Source organism: uncultured Cellulomonas sp. (assembly GCF_947494015.1).
Lineage (GTDB): Bacteria > Actinomycetota > Actinomycetes > Actinomycetales > Cellulomonadaceae > Pengzhenrongella.
Window position 1 is genome coordinate 168067 of sequence record NZ_CANLTL010000006.1, and the last position, 16918, is coordinate 184984.

Annotated in this window: 15 protein-coding genes and 2 tRNA genes; 5 read left to right on the top strand and 12 right to left on the bottom strand. The window is 72.1% G+C overall.

Annotated features, from left to right (window positions below; genetic code table 11):
- Window positions 1-68: 68 nt before the first annotated feature.
- Window positions 69-1151, top strand: coding sequence for a hypothetical protein (locus Q0840_RS08915; RefSeq protein WP_298458911.1), 1083 nt, complete (start codon window positions 69-71; stop codon window positions 1149-1151).
- 74 nt (window positions 1152-1225) lie between these two features.
- Here Q0840_RS08915 and Q0840_RS08920 read toward each other — a convergent pair whose 3' ends face one another.
- The 12 genes from Q0840_RS08920 to dnaA form a co-directional block, all read right to left on the bottom strand.
- Entirely contained in the window at window positions 1226-1894 is a 669-nt protein-coding gene (locus tag Q0840_RS08920; RefSeq protein WP_298458912.1) for a methyltransferase, read from the bottom strand.
- Between the two features lie 84 nt (window positions 1895-1978).
- Window positions 1979-2054 (bottom strand) — tRNA-Ala (locus Q0840_RS08925).
- Between the two features lie 56 nt (window positions 2055-2110).
- A complete protein-coding gene (locus Q0840_RS08930; protein ID WP_298458914.1) occupies window positions 2111-2230 on the bottom strand; it encodes a DLW-39 family protein in 120 nt (39 codons plus the stop codon).
- Window positions 2231-2258: 28 nt separating this feature from the next.
- Window positions 2259-2332, bottom strand: a tRNA-Ile gene (locus tag Q0840_RS08935).
- Between the two features lie 83 nt (window positions 2333-2415).
- Entirely contained in the window at window positions 2416-3363 is a 948-nt protein-coding gene (locus Q0840_RS08940) for a DUF3566 domain-containing protein (protein WP_298458917.1), read from the bottom strand.
- A complete protein-coding gene (gene gyrA / locus Q0840_RS08945; protein WP_298459082.1) occupies window positions 3360-5939 on the bottom strand; it encodes a DNA gyrase subunit A in 2580 nt (859 codons plus the stop codon). Before gyrA ends, Q0840_RS08940 begins: the two co-directional genes overlap by 4 nt.
- 169 nt (window positions 5940-6108) lie before the next feature.
- On the bottom strand, window positions 6109-8160 hold the full coding sequence (gene gyrB, locus Q0840_RS08950) for a DNA topoisomerase (ATP-hydrolyzing) subunit B (RefSeq protein ID WP_298458920.1): 2052 nt from the start codon (window positions 8158-8160) through the stop codon (window positions 6109-6111).
- A gap of 150 nt (window positions 8161-8310) precedes the next feature.
- Window positions 8311-8952, bottom strand: a complete 642-nt coding sequence (locus tag Q0840_RS08955) for a DUF721 domain-containing protein (RefSeq protein ID WP_298458922.1) — start codon at window positions 8950-8952, stop codon at window positions 8311-8313.
- Entirely contained in the window at window positions 8942-10153 is a 1212-nt protein-coding gene (gene recF / locus Q0840_RS08960; protein WP_298458925.1) for a DNA replication/repair protein RecF, read from the bottom strand. The genes Q0840_RS08955 and recF overlap by 11 nt, the downstream gene beginning before the upstream one ends.
- Before the next feature lie 30 nt (window positions 10154-10183).
- Complete coding sequence (gnd, locus tag Q0840_RS08965) at window positions 10184-11122, bottom strand: phosphogluconate dehydrogenase (NAD(+)-dependent, decarboxylating) (RefSeq protein ID WP_298458927.1); 939 nt, start codon at window positions 11120-11122, stop codon at window positions 10184-10186.
- Window positions 11123-11137: 15 nt separating this feature from the next.
- Window positions 11138-12268 carry a DNA polymerase III subunit beta gene (gene dnaN, locus Q0840_RS08970; RefSeq protein WP_298458930.1) on the bottom strand — a complete coding sequence of 377 codons (1131 nt, stop codon included), beginning with the start codon at window positions 12266-12268 and terminating at the stop codon, window positions 11138-11140.
- 541 nt (window positions 12269-12809) lie between these two features.
- Window positions 12810-14273, bottom strand: coding sequence for a chromosomal replication initiator protein DnaA (gene dnaA, locus Q0840_RS08975; protein WP_298458933.1), 1464 nt, complete (start codon window positions 14271-14273; stop codon window positions 12810-12812).
- Between the two features lie 389 nt (window positions 14274-14662).
- Here dnaA and rpmH point away from each other — a divergent pair, with 389 nt between their 5' ends.
- The 4 genes from rpmH (at window position 14663) to yidC (ending at window position 16907) form a co-directional block, all read left to right on the top strand.
- Window positions 14663-14800 (top strand): 50S ribosomal protein L34, encoded by a 138-nt coding sequence (gene rpmH, locus Q0840_RS08980; protein ID WP_034225701.1) that lies wholly within the window; start codon window positions 14663-14665, stop codon window positions 14798-14800.
- Window positions 14801-14810: 10 nt separating this feature from the next.
- Window positions 14811-15170 carry a ribonuclease P protein component gene (gene rnpA, locus Q0840_RS08985; protein ID WP_298458937.1) on the top strand — a complete coding sequence of 120 codons (360 nt, stop codon included), beginning with the start codon at window positions 14811-14813 and terminating at the stop codon, window positions 15168-15170.
- A 104-nt stretch (window positions 15171-15274) separates the two neighbouring features.
- On the top strand, window positions 15275-15547 hold the full coding sequence (yidD, locus tag Q0840_RS08990) for a membrane protein insertion efficiency factor YidD (protein WP_298459084.1): 273 nt from the start codon (window positions 15275-15277) through the stop codon (window positions 15545-15547).
- A gap of 55 nt (window positions 15548-15602) precedes the next feature.
- Window positions 15603-16907, top strand: coding sequence for a membrane protein insertase YidC (gene yidC / locus Q0840_RS08995; protein ID WP_298458939.1), 1305 nt, complete (start codon window positions 15603-15605; stop codon window positions 16905-16907).
- The last annotated feature ends 11 nt before the right edge of the window (window positions 16908-16918 follow it).

The following is a 16918-nucleotide window of genomic DNA, read 5'->3' on the forward strand; positions in this document are numbered from 1 at the left end:
GCACGGCACGGCGCTGGGTGGCAGAGTGGGCACCCACGACTGCACTGCCGTCGAACCAGGGAGTGGACATGCATCGCATCATCCGTCGTTCTGCCAGCTCGTCCGCGGTCAAGGAGGCTGCCGAGGCAGCCGCGGCCGCGGCCGCTGCCGAGGAGGCCTCGGCCGCCGCGGTCGGGGCCGCCGAGGCCGCGAGCCTGAAGTCGCACGCCGTCAAGGCCGGCGCCGCCCTCGCCGGGGCCACCGGGCTGGCCGGGCTCTCCGCGGCCCAGCTGACCGAGCAGGCCCGGGCGGCCGCAGTCGCCGCTCGAGCCGCCGCGAACGAGGCGGCCAGCCACGCGCGCACCGCCGCCGACCAGGCCCGCACCTGGGGGACCCCGCACGTGGAGTCGGCCGTCGCCTGGGCGACGCCGCGGCTGGAGTCCGCGTGGCGCGAGAGCGTGCGCGCGGCCGCACCGCAGGTCGAGAAGGCCGCGGGCAAGGCGTCGCCGGCCATCGACCTCGCGCACGAGAAGATCGTGGACGAGTTCCTGCCGCGGGTGGTCGCCCTCGTCAACGACGCGGCTGACCGCGCCACCGGTGCTGCGAAGGCCCGCGAGGCGGCCGCAGCCGCAGCCGCAGCCGCGGCGGCAGCCGCCCGCCCCAAGCACCGCGGTCGCAGGGTGTTCTGGGTGCTCACGCTGCTCACCGCCGCCGGGGCCGGTCTCGCCGCCTGGCGACGCAGCCGCGCGGCGACCGACCCGTGGGCGGACCCGTGGGAGCCCGCGACCGCCGCACCCGGCTCCAGCAACGACCAGCAGTCGACGTCGGGAGGCGTCGACGCGGCCCTGTCCCGGACGCGGGAGGCCACCAAGAAGGCCACCGAGCGGGTCACCGGGGCCCTGCCGGAGCTCGGCGAGAAGGTCAACGAGGCCAAGGAGGCGGCCACGAAGCTCGCCTCGCGTCGCCGTGCGGGTGGCGACTCGGAGTCCGACTCGTCCACGAGCGAGACGGGCACGCCGGTCACCGTCTCCCCGGAGTTCGGCGCGGACACCGGTGACACCCTCAGCGCGTCCACCGAGACGGTGCGGTCGGAGACCGAGGAGGAGCCGCCGAGCGACGGCGCGAAGAACTCCGCCGGCCAGTGGGGCTCGGGGCAGACCACCGAGTCCTGACGACGGGCACCGCCCCACCGACGAACGCGAAGGGCCCCGACCGAACGGTCGGGGCCCTTCGTCGTACCGGGGTCTCAGTCCTCGTCCGCCGAGCGGGCACGGTCCGCGGCGTCGGGAGCGCGCCGGACCAGCGGACGCAGCAGGGCGACCGCGCGGCGACCGTCGTGAGCCCGCACGTCCACCAGCCTCAGCCCGGCGGCGTCGAGGTCCGCGAGGAGGCCGTGGACCTGGTCGCGGCCACGGGTCTGCAGCAGCACCGCGCCGCCGTCGGCCACGTGGGCGCCGGCGACGACGAGGCACCGTCGCAGCAGGTCGAGCCCGTCCGCACCACCGTCGATGGCGCCGACCGGGTCCTCGGGGAAGTCCCCGACCTCGTCGCGGGGCAGGTACGGCGGGTCCGCCAGGACCATGGCGAACCGGTCGTCGCCGCCGACGGCGACCTCGAGGTCGCCGCACCGCACGTCCACGCGTGCCGCGAGACCGTTCCGGCCGGCGTTCCGGCGCGCGACGCCGCAGGCATGGGGATCCACGTCGACCTGCACGAGTGCGCGCCCGGTCAGGGACGACGCCGCCTGCCCGATGTGGCCCGCCCCCGCGCACAGCTCGAGGATGCGCCCCGGCGGCAGCCCGGCCGACAGCTCGGCCGCCCAGGAGGCCTGCAGCACCGTCCACGGACGCGGTCGCAGCACGCCGTCGGTGAAGCCCACGACCAGCGGTCCGAACTCCATGGTCTCGATCGACATCCGCGTCATCCCGTCGGCGGTGGGATCCGCGGACGGACCCGGTGACATGGTCGCCCCCGCAGGTGGCGGAGGTCGGCGACCCGGTGGTGGAGCCAAGGGGACTCGAACCCCTAACCCCCTGCTTGCAAAGCAGGTGCGCTACCAATTGCGCCATGGCCCCGGGTGACGCCGCGGGCGGCGTCGGTGCTGCTGTGCTGGTCGGCTGTGGGTCGGGTGCTAGTCGACCGTGTCGGTGATCTCGGCCCAGAGGTCGCGGTCCTGGCGGTCCTCCTCGACGCGCCGCCAGATGCCGTACCCGGCGGCGGTCACGAGCAGGAGGAGCAGCAGCTTCTTCATCGGTCCCCCGGGCTCGTCCGCACTGGAGTGGGCCTAACAGGACTTGAACCTGTGACCTCTTCCTTATCAGGGAAGCGCTCTAACCGCCTGAGCTATAGGCCCGCACTCGACACCCGGTCACCCCGGGCGCCGGACGAGACTACCGCAGCGTGGCCACAGGTCCCAATCCGGCGCCACCGGCGCCGTCAGTCGTCGGTCAGCGTGACGTTGACCCCGCCGACCAGCGCGGCGGTGATGTTGTAGAGGAAGGCGCCGATCGTGGACAGCGCGGTGAGCAGGACGACGTCGACGATGGCGACCACGGCGGCACCGGACACCACCCGGGGGAACTCCACCACCGCGAGCAGGTCGATCGGGGACTCCTCACCCACGACCTCGGTGATCATGTCGTTGATCGTGGTGAACACCGCCAGGCTGTCGAGCACGAGCCAGACCACGGCAGCCGCGACCACGATCATGATGCCGATGGCGAACGAGAGCAGGAACGACAGCTTCATCACCGACCACGGGTCCACCCGCGACAGCGACAGCCGCACGCGGCGCGGCCCGGCCTCGCCGGCGGGCGCCGGGGTGGGACGTGCGGCGGGCCGCGGGGTGGCCGGACGGGTCGCGGTGTCGGCGGTCATGGCGGGGTCCACCTCGCGGTCCGTGCCTCGCGGGCCGTCGCCCCGGGTCGTGGTCGGATCACCGGAGCCGGGGGCGACCCCGGTGACCGCGGTGGTCGCGCTGCGGAAGGCGCGGCGCATGGCGCCCGCCGCCGCGCCGCCGGCAGCGGCGGCGCGCGCCCTGGCCTGAGCGGCCGCGGTGGGGGCGTCCTCGTCGGCGACGGGCTCCGCGGTCCGGGTGGGGGGTGTGCGCTCCGCGGTCGGCGAGGGGCCTGACGACGTGATGCGCGAGGCGGCGGGCGAGGGACCGCTGCTGGACGGACCCGAGCCGGACTGACCCGTGCTGGACGATCCCGTGCTCGACGAGCGGGGGCTCGACGTCCCGGCGGCCGCGGTCGTCGTGGTCGGTGACGTCGTGGCCGGTGACGTCGTCGCACCCGACACGTTCGCCGTCGCGGGGATCCCGGTCTGCGGCGCCGGCCGCTTGCGCGGGGGGATCGACGGCGGAGTCGGCTGGTCGGTGCTCATTCGTCGTCGCCCTCGCTCACCACGGTGGTCTCGTCCGTCACTACCTGCGGGACGTCGTCGCCCAGCGTCTCGCCGGCCGGCTCGGCGTGAAGCTCGCCGTCCACCGTAGCGCTGTCCTCGACGGCCCGTTCGATGTTGCGTGCCACCGCGATGATGCGGTCACCCCGGTCCGGCTTGGCGAACGTCACGCCCTGCGTGTTCCGCCCGGTGGCGGTCACCTCCGCCACCGCGGAGCGCACGATCTTGCCGCGCTCCATGATGACGAGCACCTCGTCGTCCTCGTCGGTGATCAGCGCACCGACCAGGTCACCGCGCGCCTCGACCAGGTTCGCCACCTTGATCCCGAGGCCGCCGCGACCCTGCACGCGGTACTCGTCCACGTCGGTCCGCTTGGCGAAGCCGCCCTCGGTCACCACGAACAGCTGCGCACCGGGGCGCACCACGTCCATCGCGAGCAGCTCGTCGTCGGCGCGGAACTTCATCCCGGTGACGCCGGACGTGGCGCGGCCCAGCGGGCGCATCGCCTCGTCGCTCGCGGTGAAGCGGATGGACTGGCCCTTGCGCGAGACCAGGATGAGGTCGTGCGTCGCGTCGACCAGGCGCGCGGAGACGAGCTCGTCTGTCGCGCCGCCCGAGTCCTCGCGCAGGTTGATCGCGATCACCCCGCCGGACCGGTTGGAGTCGTACTCCGTCAGCCGGGTCTTCTTGACCAGGCCGCGCCGGGTCGCCAGCACCAGGTACTCCGCCTGCTCGTAGTCGCGCAGGTCGAGCACCTGCGCGATCCGCTCACCGGGCTGGAACGCCATGAGGTTCGCCACGTGCTGGCCCTTGGCGTCCCGCCCGCCCTCCGGCAGCTCGTACGCCTTGGCCCGGTACACCCGGCCGAGGTTGGTGAAGAACAGCAGCCAGTGGTGGGTGGTCGTGACGAAGAAGTGGTCGACGATGTCGTCCTCGCGCAGCTGGGCGCCGCGCACGCCCTTGCCGCCCCGCCGCTGCGCCCGGTAGGCGTCGGTGCGGGTGCGCTTCGCGTACCCGCCGCGGGTGATGGTGACCACCACCTCCTCTTCCGCGATGAGGTCCTCGATGGAGACCTCGCCGTCGAAGGGCAGGATCGTGGTGCGCCGGTCGTCGCCGTACTTGGCGACCATCTCGCCGAGCTCGTCACCGACGATGGTCCGCTGGCGACGCTCGTCGCTGAGGATGTCCTTGAGGTCGGCGATCTGCCGCTCGAGCTCCTCGAACAGCTCCAGGATCCGCTGCCGCTCGAGGGCGGCGAGCCGGCGCAGCTGCAGGTTGAGGATCGCGGTGGCCTGGATCTCGTCGACGTCGAGCAGCGCCATCAGGCCGTCGCGCGCCTCCTCGACCGTCGGTGTGCGACGGATGAGCGCGATGACCTCGTCCAGCGCGTCGAGCGCCTTGAGGTACCCGCGCTGGATGTGCGCGCGCTCCTCGGCCTCGCGCAGCCGGTAGCGCGTGCGGCGCACGATGACGTCGAGCTGGTGGGTGACCCAGTGCCGGACGAACGCGTCGATGCTCAGCGTGCGCGGGACGTCGTCGACGAGCGCCAGCATGTTGGCGGAGAAGTTCTCCTGCAGCTGGGTGTGCTTGTAGAGGTTGTTGAGCACCACCTTGGCGACGGCGTCGCGCTTGAGCACGATGACCAGGCGCTGGCCGGTGCGGCCCGACGTCTCGTCGCGGATGTCCGCGATGCCCTGCATGCGGCCCTCCTTGACGAGGTCCGCGATCTTCTGGGCGAGGTTGTCCGGGTTGACCTGGAACGGCAGCTCGGTGATGACCAGGCAGATCCGGTTCTGGATCTCCTCGACGTTGACCACCGCGCGCATGGTGATCGAGCCACGGCCGGTCCGGTAGGCGTCCTCGATGCCGCGGTGGCCGAGGATCTGCGCACCGGTCGGGAAGTCCGGGCCCTTGATCCGCTCCAGGAGCGCGTCGAGCAGCTCCTCCTTGCTGGCGTCCGGGTGGTCCAGGTGCCACCGCACGCCCTCGGCGATCTCGCGCAGGTTGTGCGGCGGGATGTTCGTCGCCATGCCGACCGCGATGCCGGCGCTGCCGTTGACCAGCAGGTTCGGGAACCGCGAGGGCAGGACGGCCGGCTCCTGGGTGCGGCCGTCGTAGTTGTCGCGGAAGTCGACGGTCTCCTGGTCGATGTCCCGGACCATCTCCATGGCGATCGGGGCCATCCGGCACTCGGTGTACCGCGGCGCGGCGGCCGGGTCGTTGCCCGGCGAGCCGAAGTTGCCCTGCCCGGCGACCAGCGGGTACCGCAGGGACCAGTCCTGCACGAGGCGCACCAGCGCGTCGTAGATCGAGGTGTCACCGTGCGGGTGGAACTTGCCCATGACGTCGCCGACCACGCGCGAGCACTTGGAGAACGCGCGGTCGGGCCGGTAGCCGCCGTCGTACATCGCGTACAGGACGCGGCGGTGCACCGGCTTGAGCCCGTCCCGCACGTCCGGCAGCGCGCGCCCGACGATGACGCTCATCGCGTAGTCGAGGTACGACCGCTGCATCTCCAGCTGCAGGTCCACCTGGTCGATGCGCCCGTGCGCGAGCACGTCGTGGAACGCGCCGTCGGCTTGACCCTGACCGCCCGAGGGTCCCGCTCCGCCCGGCCCGTCGATGGGGGGGTTCTCTTCCGTCACCGTCTACCTCGTCTCATGCGTGCGGCCTCGCCGCCGGTCCCTGCGAACGTCCTGCTGGCGCCGGCCCTCGGGCCGGCCCGGGTCAGATGTCGAGGAACCTCACGTCCTTGGCGTTGCGCTGGATGAACGACCGGCGGGACTCCACGTCCTCGCCCATGAGCACCGCGAAGATCTCGTCGGCGGCGGCCGCCTCGTCCAGATTCACCTGCAGCAGCGTGCGGTGGTCGGGATCCATCGTCGTGTCCCAGAGCTCGGAGTAGTCCATCTCGCCGAGGCCCTTGTAGCGCTGGATGCCGTTGTCCTTCGGGATCCGCTTGCCGGCGGCCTGCCCGGCGGCGACCACCGCGTCCCGCTCGCGGTCGGAGTACACGTAGTCGTGCTCGGAGTTGGACCACTTGATGCGGTACAGCGGCGGCTGGGCGAGGAAGACGTGCCCGTTCTCGATCAGCGGGCGCATGTAGCGGAACAGCAGCGTCAGCAGCAGCGTGCAGATGTGCTGGCCGTCGACGTCGGCATCGGCCATCAGCACGATCTTGTGGTAGCGCAGCTTGGTGAGGTCGAAGTCCTCCCCGATCCCGGTGCCGAACGCGGTGATCAGCGCCTGGACCTCGGCGTTGCCGAGCGCCTTGTCCAGCCGGGCGCGCTCGACGTTCAGGATCTTGCCGCGGATCGGCAGGATCGCCTGCGTGCGCGGGTTGCGGCCACGCACGGCGGAGCCACCGGCCGAGTCGCCCTCGACGATGAAGACCTCGCACTCGTCGGGCTTGTTCGACTGGCAGTCGCGCAGCTTGCCCGGCATGCCGCCGGACTCCAGCAGGCCCTTGCGCCGGGTCGCCTCGCGCGCCTTGCGCGCCGCCATCCGCGCGGCTGCGGCCTGCATGGACTTGCGGATGACGTCTCGGGCCTCGCTCGGGTGGGACTCCAGCCAGTCGCCGAGCTGGTCGTGCACCACCTTCTGCACGAAGGCCTTGGCCTCCGTGTTGCCCAGCTTGGTCTTCGTCTGGCCCTCGAACTGCGGCTCGCCGAGCTTGATGGAGACGACCGCGGTCAGCCCCTCGCGGATGTCGTCACCGGTGAGGTTGTCGTCCTTCTCCTTGAGGATGTTCTTCTCCTTCGCGTACCGGTTGACGAGCGACGTCATCGCGGCACGGAAGCCCTCCTCGTGGGTCCCACCCTCGGTCGTGCTGATGTTGTTCGCGTAGGTGTGCACCGACTCCGAGTAGGCGTTGGTCCACTGCAGCGCGATCTCCACCGAGATGCGCCGCTCGGCGTCCTCGGACTCGAAGTCGATGATCTCCGGGTGCACCACCTCGACCTTCTTGGCCGAGTTCAGGTGCTTGACGTAGTCCACGAGGCCGCCGTCGTACTTGTAGCTGACGCGGCGGCGCGTCGGTGCGGGGTCGTCCGTGATCGCCGGGGTCGCGTCGGTGTCCCCACCCGCGACCTCGTCCTCGGTGCCGGCGTGCTCGGGTCGCTCGTCGGTCAGCGAGATCCGCAGCCCCTTGTTGAGGAACGCCATCTGCTGGAAGCGCGACCGCAGCGTCTCGAAGTCGTAGACGGTCGTCTCGAACGTCTCCGGGCTGGCCCAGAACGTCACCGTCGTGCCGGTCACGTCGGTGGTCCCGACCTCGGCGAGCGGTGCCTGCGGGACGCCGTTGCGGTAGTCCTGCTGGTACACCCGTCCGCCGAGGCGCACCTCGACCGCGAGCCGCTCCGACAGAGCGTTCACCACGGAGACGCCGACGCCGTGCAGGCCGCCCGAGACGGAGTAGCCGCCGCCACCGAACTTGCCGCCGGCGTGCAGCACGGTGAGCACGACCTCGACCGCGGGCTTGCCCTCGCTCTTGACGATGTCGACCGGGATGCCGCGGCCGTTGTCGACGACGCGGACGCCGCCGTCGGCGAGCAGCGTCACGTCGATGGTGTCGCAGTACCCGGCCAGGGCCTCGTCCACCGAGTTGTCGACGACCTCGTACACCAGGTGGTGCAGGCCTCGCTCACCGGTGGAGCCGATGTACATCCCAGGACGCTTGCGGACCGCTTCGAGGCCCTCGAGGACGGTGATGTTGCTGGCGTCGTAACCGCCCGCCGACGTCGTCTCGGGAACACCGGTGGGCAGGGTTTGCTCGGCCACGTCGGGTGGTACTCCTTGCGTCGTGCACGCGCGCGGACCATGCCGGGAGGGCGGATCAGTCCGGGGCGCTGGATTTCCGGGCGCAGACGCGCCAGGAATGACCTCCACAGTCTACCTGGCGACAGGGGTCAGCCCCCCGATCCGGGGGCGTCACCCCCAGGTGTCCCGCGGACCACGCCCCGGCACCGACCGCGGACCTCGTTTGAACCCCGGCCCGCTGGGCCCCAGGACACGCACCTCGCGGACCACGTCCTCGCCGACGTCGTCGGCCAGGCGGCGCAGCAGCTGCGGGACGAGCAGCCGCAGGTTCGACGCCCAGCTGGTGGAGTCGGTGCGGACCGTCAGGACGCCGTCCTCGAACGTCTCGGGCTCGCAGTGGTCGGCGACCTGGTCCCCGACCACGTCCCGCCAGCGGCCGACGACGCCCCCGACCGACACGTCCTCGGTCCAGCCGCGGTCGCGGACCAACGCGGCCAGGGTGTCCGCGACGAGGCGCGGGTCGCGGCCGTCCTTGCCCGGCGCCCCGCGTGGTGGGTCGAGCGGCGTGCGCCGTCTGGCCTCCTGACCAGGGCGGATACCGCGCGCGGCCGCCGCAGCCTTGGCCCGGTTGAGCGCCGCACGAGCCACCTCGGCGGGCGGCGTGAGGTCGACCCGCTGACCCACGGGGCGCACGTCCTCGCCGGCCGGCCGGGTGTCGGCACCCCCGCCCGGCGGCGGCTCGACGTCGGACCGCTCGACGTCGGGCCGCTCGAGGTGGGGCGGCTCACGGGGCGGGAGCCGGTCAGACGGCACGCGCGACCCGGCCGTCCATGACGTCGACGCGGCGCCCCGCGAGCTGCTCGGGGACGTCCCCCGCGACCGCGGCGGTCACCAGCACCTGCCGGGCATCGGCCACCAGCGTCGCGAGCCGGTCACGGCGCCGGACGTCGAGCTCGGCGAAGACGTCGTCCAGGATGAGGACCGGCTCGCCGTCCTCGCCCCAGTCCGACACCCAGTCCGGACCGTCCGGCTCGGTCAGCAGCCGGTAGGACGCCAGCCGCAGCGCCAGCGCGATGGACCACGACTCCCCGTGGCTCGCGTACCCCTTCGCCGGCAGACCGCCCAGCGTCAGCACCAGGTCGTCGCGGTGCGGGCCCACCAGGCACACCCCCCGCTCGACCTCCTTCGGCCGCAGCCGGCCCATCGCCTCCATGAGCCCCGCCTCCAGCGCCGCCGCGTCCGGGCGGTCCGAGGCCGGCGGCGTCCCCGCGGGCTGGTCGTGCGCGTCGTCCGCGCCGAGGGCCGCCTCCAAGGACGACCGGTAGGTGATCCGCGCCTCGCCCTGGCCCGAGCTGACCTGCTCGTACGCCGCGGCGACCCGCGGCTGCAGCTCGCCGACCAGGGCCAGCCGCGCGGCGATGATCTGGGCGCCGGTCTGGGCCAGCTTGGCGTCCCACACGTCGAGCGTGCGCAGGTCGGCCGACCCCCGCGAGCCCCGGACCGCCGCGCCGGCGGACTTCAGCAGCGCGCTGCGCTGGCGCAGCACCCGCTCGTAGTCGGCCACCACGGACGCCATCCGCGGGGTGACCAGCAGGGACAGCTCGTCGAGGAAGCGCCGGCGGCCGTCGGGGTCGCCCTTGACCAGGGCGAGGTCCTCGGGCGCGAAGAGCACGGTCCGCAGGATGCCCAGCACGTCCCGGGCTCGCGGGACCGGGGACCGGTTGATCCGGGCCCGGTTCGCCTTGCCGGCGGTGACCTCGATCTCGACCAGGGTGGGACGGTCGGCGCGCACCACGCGCGCCCGCACGACCGCCCGCGGCGCACCGGCCCGGACGAGCGCCGCATCCGTCGGCACCCGGTGGCTGGCGAGGGTCGCGACGTAGCCGATCGCCTCGACGAGGTTCGTCTTGCCCTGGCCGTTGGGGCCGACCAGGGCCGTGATCCCCGGTTCCAGCTCGAGGTCGACGCCCTGGTAGGACCGGAAGTCGGTCAACGACAGGTGCGAGACGTACACGCCAGCTCCGGGGACGGCGGACGCGTGCGCTCAGCCGGCGACGGGCGGCTGGGCGTCACCCGTGCCGGACGGCGGCGCCTGCACGCCGGAGGTGCGCACCGCGTGACCGCCGAACTGCTGGCGCAGCGCGGCGACGGCCTGCATCGCGGGGGACGGCTCCTGGCGCGAGGAGAACCGGGCGAACAGCGCAGCCGAGATGACCGGCAGCGGGACCGCCGCGTCGATCGCCGCGTCGACCGTCCACCGTCCCTCGCCCGAGTCCTCGACGAAGTCGTCGATGCTGCCCAGCTTGGGGTCCGCCTCGAGCGCCTTGACCAGCAGCTCGAGCAGCCACGACCGCACGACGGTGCCGCGGGTCCAGGCCTTGAGGGTGCCGGGCACGTCGGTGACGATGTCCTGGGTCTGGAGCAGCTCGTAGCCCTCGGCGTACGCCTGCATGAGGCCGTACTCGATGCCGTTGTGCACCATCTTCGCGTAGTGCCCGGCACCCACGCTGCCGGCGTGCACGAACCCCTCCTCGCGCGGACCCTCGGGGCGCAGCACGTCGAACACCGGCATGGCCGCCGCGATGTCCTCGGCCGCACCGCCGGCCATCAGCCCGTAGCCGTTGAGCAGCCCCCACACGCCGCCGGAGACGCCGACGTCGAGGTAGTGGATGCCGCGCGCGCCGAGCACCTCGGCCTGCACCAGGTCGTCCTTGTAGAACGAGTTGCCGCCCTCGATGAGGATGTCGCCCTCACCGAGCAGCTCGGCGAGGTCGTCGACGACGCCGCGCGTGATGGCGCCGGCCGGGACCATTACCCAGACGATCCGCTGCTCCGCCGGCAGTGCGGCGACCATGGCCTCGAGGGAGTCGACGTCGCTCACCTCGGGGTTGCGGTCGTAGCCGGTCACCTCGATCCCGCCCTTGCGCAGGCGGTCGCGCATGTTCGCGCCCATCTTGCCGAGACCCACCAGGCCGATGTGCATGGGGAAAACCCTCCGTCAGCTCGCGAACCGGATCGGCACCAACAGGTACCGGTACTCCTGAATGTCATCACCGTCGAGCGAGGTCTGCCCGGTGAACTCCACCGGCTTGTTGGGGTGCGTGAAGGAGAGTCGGACGAAGTCGGTGGTCAGGGCGCCGAGCCCGTCCAGCAGGAACTGGGGGTTGAACGCGACCGAGATGTCCTCCCCGACGAGCGCCGCCTCGAGCGCCTCGGACGCCTGCGCGTCGTCGCCCTGGCCCGCGTCGAGGACGACCTGACCCTCGCTGAACGACAGCCGGATCGGGGTGTTGCGCTCGGCGACCAGCGCGACGCGCTTGGCGGCGTCGATCAGCTGCGGCCGGGACACCACCGCGTGGATCGGCGTCTCGTCGGGGAAGAGCCGGCGCACCGCGGGGTAGTCGCCCTCGACGAGCAGCGAGGTGGTGTGCCGGCCGCCGGCCTCGAAGCCGATGAGGTCAACGCCGGTGCCGGTGGCCAGCGCCACGTTCACCTGCGGGGAGCCGCCGAGCGACTTGGCGGCGTCCGACAGCGTCCGCGCCCGCACCAGCGCGACCGCCGACATGTCCGGCGACGACGGCGTCCAGGTGAGCTCACGCAGGGCCAGCCGGTAGCGGTCGGTCGCGAGCATGGTGATCCGCTCGCCCTCGATCTCCACCCGCACGCCGGTGAGCAGGGGCAGCGTGTCGTCCCGGCTCGCGGCGACCGTGACCTGCGCGACCGCCTGGGTCAGCGCATCGCCGTCGATCGTCCCGGAGACCGGCGGCATCACCGGCAGCGCGGGGTAGTCCTCGACCGGCATCGTCAGCAGGGTGAAGCGGCTCGCGCCGCAGGTCACCGTGACCTTGGTGCCGTCCAGCACGACGTCCACCGGCTTGCCGGGCAGCGACCGGGAGATCTCCGCGAGCAGACGCCCGGAGACCAGCACCGTGCCGGGCTCGCTCACCTCGGCGGCAACCTCGGACCGGGCGGACACCTCGTAGTCGAAGCTGGACAGGTGCAGCAGCCCGGCGGCGTCGGCCTCGATCCGCACCCCAGCGAGCACGGGCACGGGCGGCCGGGTCGGCAGCGAGCGCGCGGTCCAGGTGACGGCCTCGGCCAGGACGTCGCGCTCCACCCGGAACTTCATGCCACTCCCCATCCGTCTGCACGCACGACGACGTCGCGGCGCGTTGGTGATTCGCCCGAACACTACGCGAGGACCGGTGGCGGCCGGTACCGGGTCCGACGTCGGTCCGGGCTCGTCCGGGAGGGGTGCGGTGAGCGCCCCGCCGACGGTCCGCTCGCGTGCCGGCGGCCGGCCCGTCATCCCCATGAAGGCGTTGTGGATCGGGATGAAGATGACAAGGTCATCGTTGTCATCGCCTCTGTGCACCGTGTGGACGACGCGTCCCGGTGCAGGTCAGGCGGCTGACGGCGGTGTGGACGCCGTCGGGGACGCGTCCGGGGACGACCGCGACCTGTCGTGGACGGTCGTCCGGGCGTCACCCGGCGTCCACGGTTGTGTCATTCCGCGTCCACATGCGCTGTGCGGGCTGTCCACCGCCGTCCACAGAGATGTGCACAGGTGTGAACAGACGCGACGAGGACAGGTGGATGGGACCGGGTGTGACCCGGTCGCACCCGGTGCGCGGGCGTGGAGCGCCGCTGGGCGGGCGGGCGGCGACGGCTCAGCCGCGGTGCTGCTGCTTGATCCGGCTGGTGAGCTCGGTGACCTGGTTGTAGGTCGAGCGCCGCTCGGCCATCTGCTCGCGGATCTTGCGGTTCGCGTGCATGACGGTGGTGTGGTCGCGCCCGCCGAACGCCTGACCGATCTTCGGCAGGGACATGTCGGTGAGCTCGCGGCACAGGTACATCGCGATCTGGCGGGCGGTCACGAGCACGCGCGACCGGGACGAGCCGCACAGGTCGTCGATCGTGAGACCGAAGTAGGCCGCCGTCTGGCCGATCACCGCGGAGGCGGTGATCTCCTCGGCGTTCTCGTCCGTGATGAGGTCCTTCAGGACGATCTCGGCCAGGGCCTTGTCGACCTGCTGGCGGTTGAGGTTCGCGAACGCCGTGACCCGGATGAGCGCGCCCTCGAGCTCGCGGATGTTGGTCGAGATCTTCGACGCGATGTACTCCAGCACGTCGTCGGGCGCCTGCAGGCGCTCGCTGCCGGCCTTCTTGCGCAGGATCGCGATGCGGGTCTCGAGGTCCGGGGGCTGCACGTCGGTGATCAGGCCCCACTCGAAGCGCGACCGCATGCGGTCCTCGAAGCCGTTGAGCTGCTTGGGCGGCAGGTCGGACGTGATCACGACCTGCTTGTTCGCGTTGTGCAGTGTGTTGAAGGTGTGGAAGAACTCCTCCATCGTCTGTTCCTTGCCCTGCAGGAACTGGATGTCGTCGACCAGGAGCACGTCGACCTCGCGGTAGCGGCGCTGGAACGCGCCGGCCTTGTCGTCGCGGATGGAGTTGATGAAGTCGTTGGTGAACTCCTCGGAGTTCACGTAGCGCACGCGCACGCCGGGGTACAGGTTGTGGGCGTAGTGGCCGATGGCGTGCAGCAGGTGCGTCTTGCCCAGACCCGAGTCGCCGTAGATGAACAGCGGGTTGTAGGCCTTCGCGGGGGCCTCGGCGACTGCCACCGCGGCGGCGTGGGCGAACCGGTTGGACGAGCCGATGACGAAGGTCTCGAACAGGTACTTGGGGTTCAGCCGCGCAGGCTCGACGGCGATCGGCTTGCCGCCGTGCGTGCGCTGACCGGTGTACGCCGGCTGGAGGGGCTCGTCACCGAAGTCGTCGTCGTCCAGCACGCGCGAGGTCTCGGTGGTGCCGTTGGTCGACACCGGTGGTCGCAGCGGCACCGGGTCCGCCACGCCGGTCTCCAGGTCCGGGTCCACCGTGATGGCGAACCGCGCCTCGCGGCCCAGGGCGTGACTCAGGGCCGCGTTCACCTCGGAGCGGACCCGCGACTCGAGGTAGTCCTTGGTCAGGTCGTTGCGGACCGCGAGCAGCACGGTGCCGTCGAGCAGCCCGAGCGGCTTGGCGAGCTTGACGAACGCGAGCTGACGCGGTGTGACGTCGGGGCTGTCCTCGATCTGCGCGAGGGCGCGGTCCCAGACATGGGCGATGCTCTCGTCCTGTCCTGACACGGTCATCCTCACTGCAGCTGGTCGCATTCCGGCCGTGAGTCTCGCACGGGCCCCGTGATCCACACACTTGTCCACAGCCTGTGTGATCTTCGCGACCTGGCCGTGACCCGGGTGGCACGATGGGGATGCCGCGAGGCGTCCGCCGATGGGGGATCCTCCCGCGGCGTGGCGTCCCGGCGCCAGCCCCCTCGGGGTGATATCGGCCCCGGCTCCGGCATTTGACCCGCTCGCGCGCCGCGCGTAACGTTGGCGAGCCGCTTCGACGGCTCCCGCTGTCGTGCCCGCACGACGCGCGGTACGGCTCGCGCCCTACCTGTCGAGACGGCAGCAGATCCTGGCACCGCTCGCGCCCGAGCAGTGCGATCCCCGAAGTACTTGGAGAAACCCTCGTGAGCAAGCGGACCTTCCAGCCGAACAACCGGCGTCGCGCGAAGACCCACGGCTTCCGCCTGCGCATGCGGACCCGCGCGGGGCGCGCCATCCTCGCCGCCCGCCGGCGCAAGGGCCGCACCGAGCTCTCGGCCTGACGCCCTCTCCGTGCTCCCCGCGGCGTCACGCATGCGCCGCCCTGCTGACTTCGAGCAGGCGGTGCGTCGTGGTGCCCGCAGCGGATCGACGTCGCTCGTCGTCCACCTCCACCGCGACCCGGTCGCGCAGGAGGGGGCACGGGTGGGATTCGTCGTCGCCAAGTCCGTGGGGAACGCGGTCGTCCGCAACCGCGTCAAGCGCCGGTTGCGGGCCGTGGTGAGCCACCGGATCGACCAGCTGCCCGACGGTGGGCGGCTGGTCGTTCGTGCGTTGCCGGCGGCTGCCGAGATGGAGTCGTCGGCGCTGGCCACCGACTTCGAGCGGGCACTGGCGGGCGCGACGCGTCGGTCGCGGGCCGGACGCCGGTGACCTCCGGCGGGGGTGGGGTCGTGCGCGACGGCGGTGGAGCGAGCGAGCGCGGGTTCGCCGCGCGGTCGGACGACGTCGGCCGGGCGGCGGGGCGCGCAGGGGCACTGCTGCGCTCGGCCCCGCGTGTCGTCCTGGTGGGGCTGCTGCGTCTGTACCAGCGGGTGGTGTCGCCGTTGTACGGGCCGACCTGCCGCTTCTACCCGAGCTGCTCCCAGTACGCCGTGACTGCGATCGAGCGGCACGGAGCCGTCCGCGGCACAGGGCTCGCCGCCTGGCGACTGCTGCGGTGCAACCCGTGGAACTCCGGTGGGGTGGACGACGTGCCGCCGGCCAGGGGGCAGGATGGGCGCACCGGCCGGCCGCACCACCAGCACTGAGCTCACGCCCGCCGCGGGCACCGACGACTTCTGAACGACGTGAGGGAACGCACCGATGGACTTCCTGAAGATCCTGTACCCGATCGAGTGGGTCGTGGCCTGGATCATGTACCTGGCCCACTCCGGCCTGACGGCGCTCGGGCTGGACGCGGCGTCGGGGCTGGCCTGGGGTCTGTCCATCGTCACGCTCGTCGTCGTCATGCGGATCCTGCTCATCCCGCTGTTCTTCAAGCAGATCAAGGCGTCCCGCGGGATGCAGATCATCGCCCCCGAGATGCAGGCGATCCAGAAGAAGTACAAGGGCAAGACCGATCCGGCGTCCCGCGAGGCGATGAGCCGCGAGACGATGGCGCTGTACAAGAAGCACGGCACCAACCCGTTCGCGTCGTGCCTGCCGATCCTGGCGCAGTCCCCCATCTTCTTCGCCCTGTTCCGGGTGCTGAACTCCCTGGACGAGATCGGGGCCGGCACCCGCGACGGGATCGGGCCGATCGACCAGGTGGTCGCGGCGCAGGCCGAGCGGTCGACGATCCTCGGTGCGCCGCTGTCGTCCACGTTCATGCAGGCCGGGCTCGAGGGCGATGCCGCCCTCAACACACGCCTGGTGACCATCCTGCTCATCGTCGCGATGTCTGCGACTACGTTCCTCACGCAGCGGCAGCTGACCATGAAGAACATGCCGCCGTCGGCCCTGCAGGGCCCGATGGCGCAGCAGCAGAAGGTGCTGCTCTACGTCCTGCCGCTCATCTTCGCCTTCTCAGGCGTGAACTTCCCGATCGGTGTCCTGATCTACTGGACGACCACCAACCTGTGGTCGATGGGCCAGCAGTTCTACACGATCCGCCGGATGCCTGCTCCCGGGTCGGAGGCGGAGCGACGCCTCAAGGAGCGGCGCCAGCGCAAGGGCAAGGACCTGCCGGGCACCGACGCGGCCGGCTCCGGGACGACCGCCGTCATCGAGCCTCCCGCCCCCAAGGGGCAGCGCCAGCAGCCGGTCGGCAAGGCTCGGGCCAAGGCGAAGCCCTCGGCCGGGACGCGCCCGCCGACGGCCGGCTCGACCGGCCCGAGTGGCGCCGGGCCGGCCAAGCCCGCGACCGCAGGCGGGTCGTCGGGCCCGGCGAAGGGTGCGTCGACGAAGCGCGGGACGTCCGCGCCTGGCAGCAGGGTCGGCTCGACCGGTGCCTCCACGGACGCCGGCGCTCGACGCAAGCCCCGGCCGACCGGTGCGACCGCAGTCCAGCCGACCCGGGGCCGGGAGAAGTCGGGTGGGCGCGCACCCGGCGCACCCACCTCGGGCTCGGAGCGCGGTGCGTCCTCGACGGACGCCGGGGATGCGTCCTCCACCAAGCCCACGACCTGACCCGTGCCGGT

Excerpts from the sequence above, each read along its gene's own strand:
- Q0840_RS08915 (WP_298458911.1), top strand. The coding sequence starts at position 69 with ATGCATCGCATCATCCGTCGTTCTGCCAGCTCGTCCGCGGTCAAGGAG.
- Q0840_RS08920 (WP_298458912.1), bottom strand. The coding sequence starts at position 1,894 with ATGTCGATCGAGACCATGGAGTTCGGACCGCTGGTCGTGGGCTTCACC.
- Q0840_RS08930 (WP_298458914.1), bottom strand. The coding sequence starts at position 2,230 with ATGAAGAAGCTGCTGCTCCTCCTGCTCGTGACCGCCGCCGGGTACGGC.
- Q0840_RS08940 (WP_298458917.1), bottom strand. The coding sequence starts at position 3,363 with ATGAGCACCGACCAGCCGACTCCGCCGTCGATCCCCCCGCGCAAGCGG.
- gnd (WP_298458927.1), bottom strand. The coding sequence starts at position 11,122 with ATGCACATCGGCCTGGTGGGTCTCGGCAAGATGGGCGCGAACATGCGC.
- dnaN (WP_298458930.1), bottom strand. The coding sequence starts at position 12,268 with ATGAAGTTCCGGGTGGAGCGCGACGTCCTGGCCGAGGCCGTCACCTGG.
- yidC (WP_298458939.1), top strand. The coding sequence starts at position 15,603 with ATGGACTTCCTGAAGATCCTGTACCCGATCGAGTGGGTCGTGGCCTGG.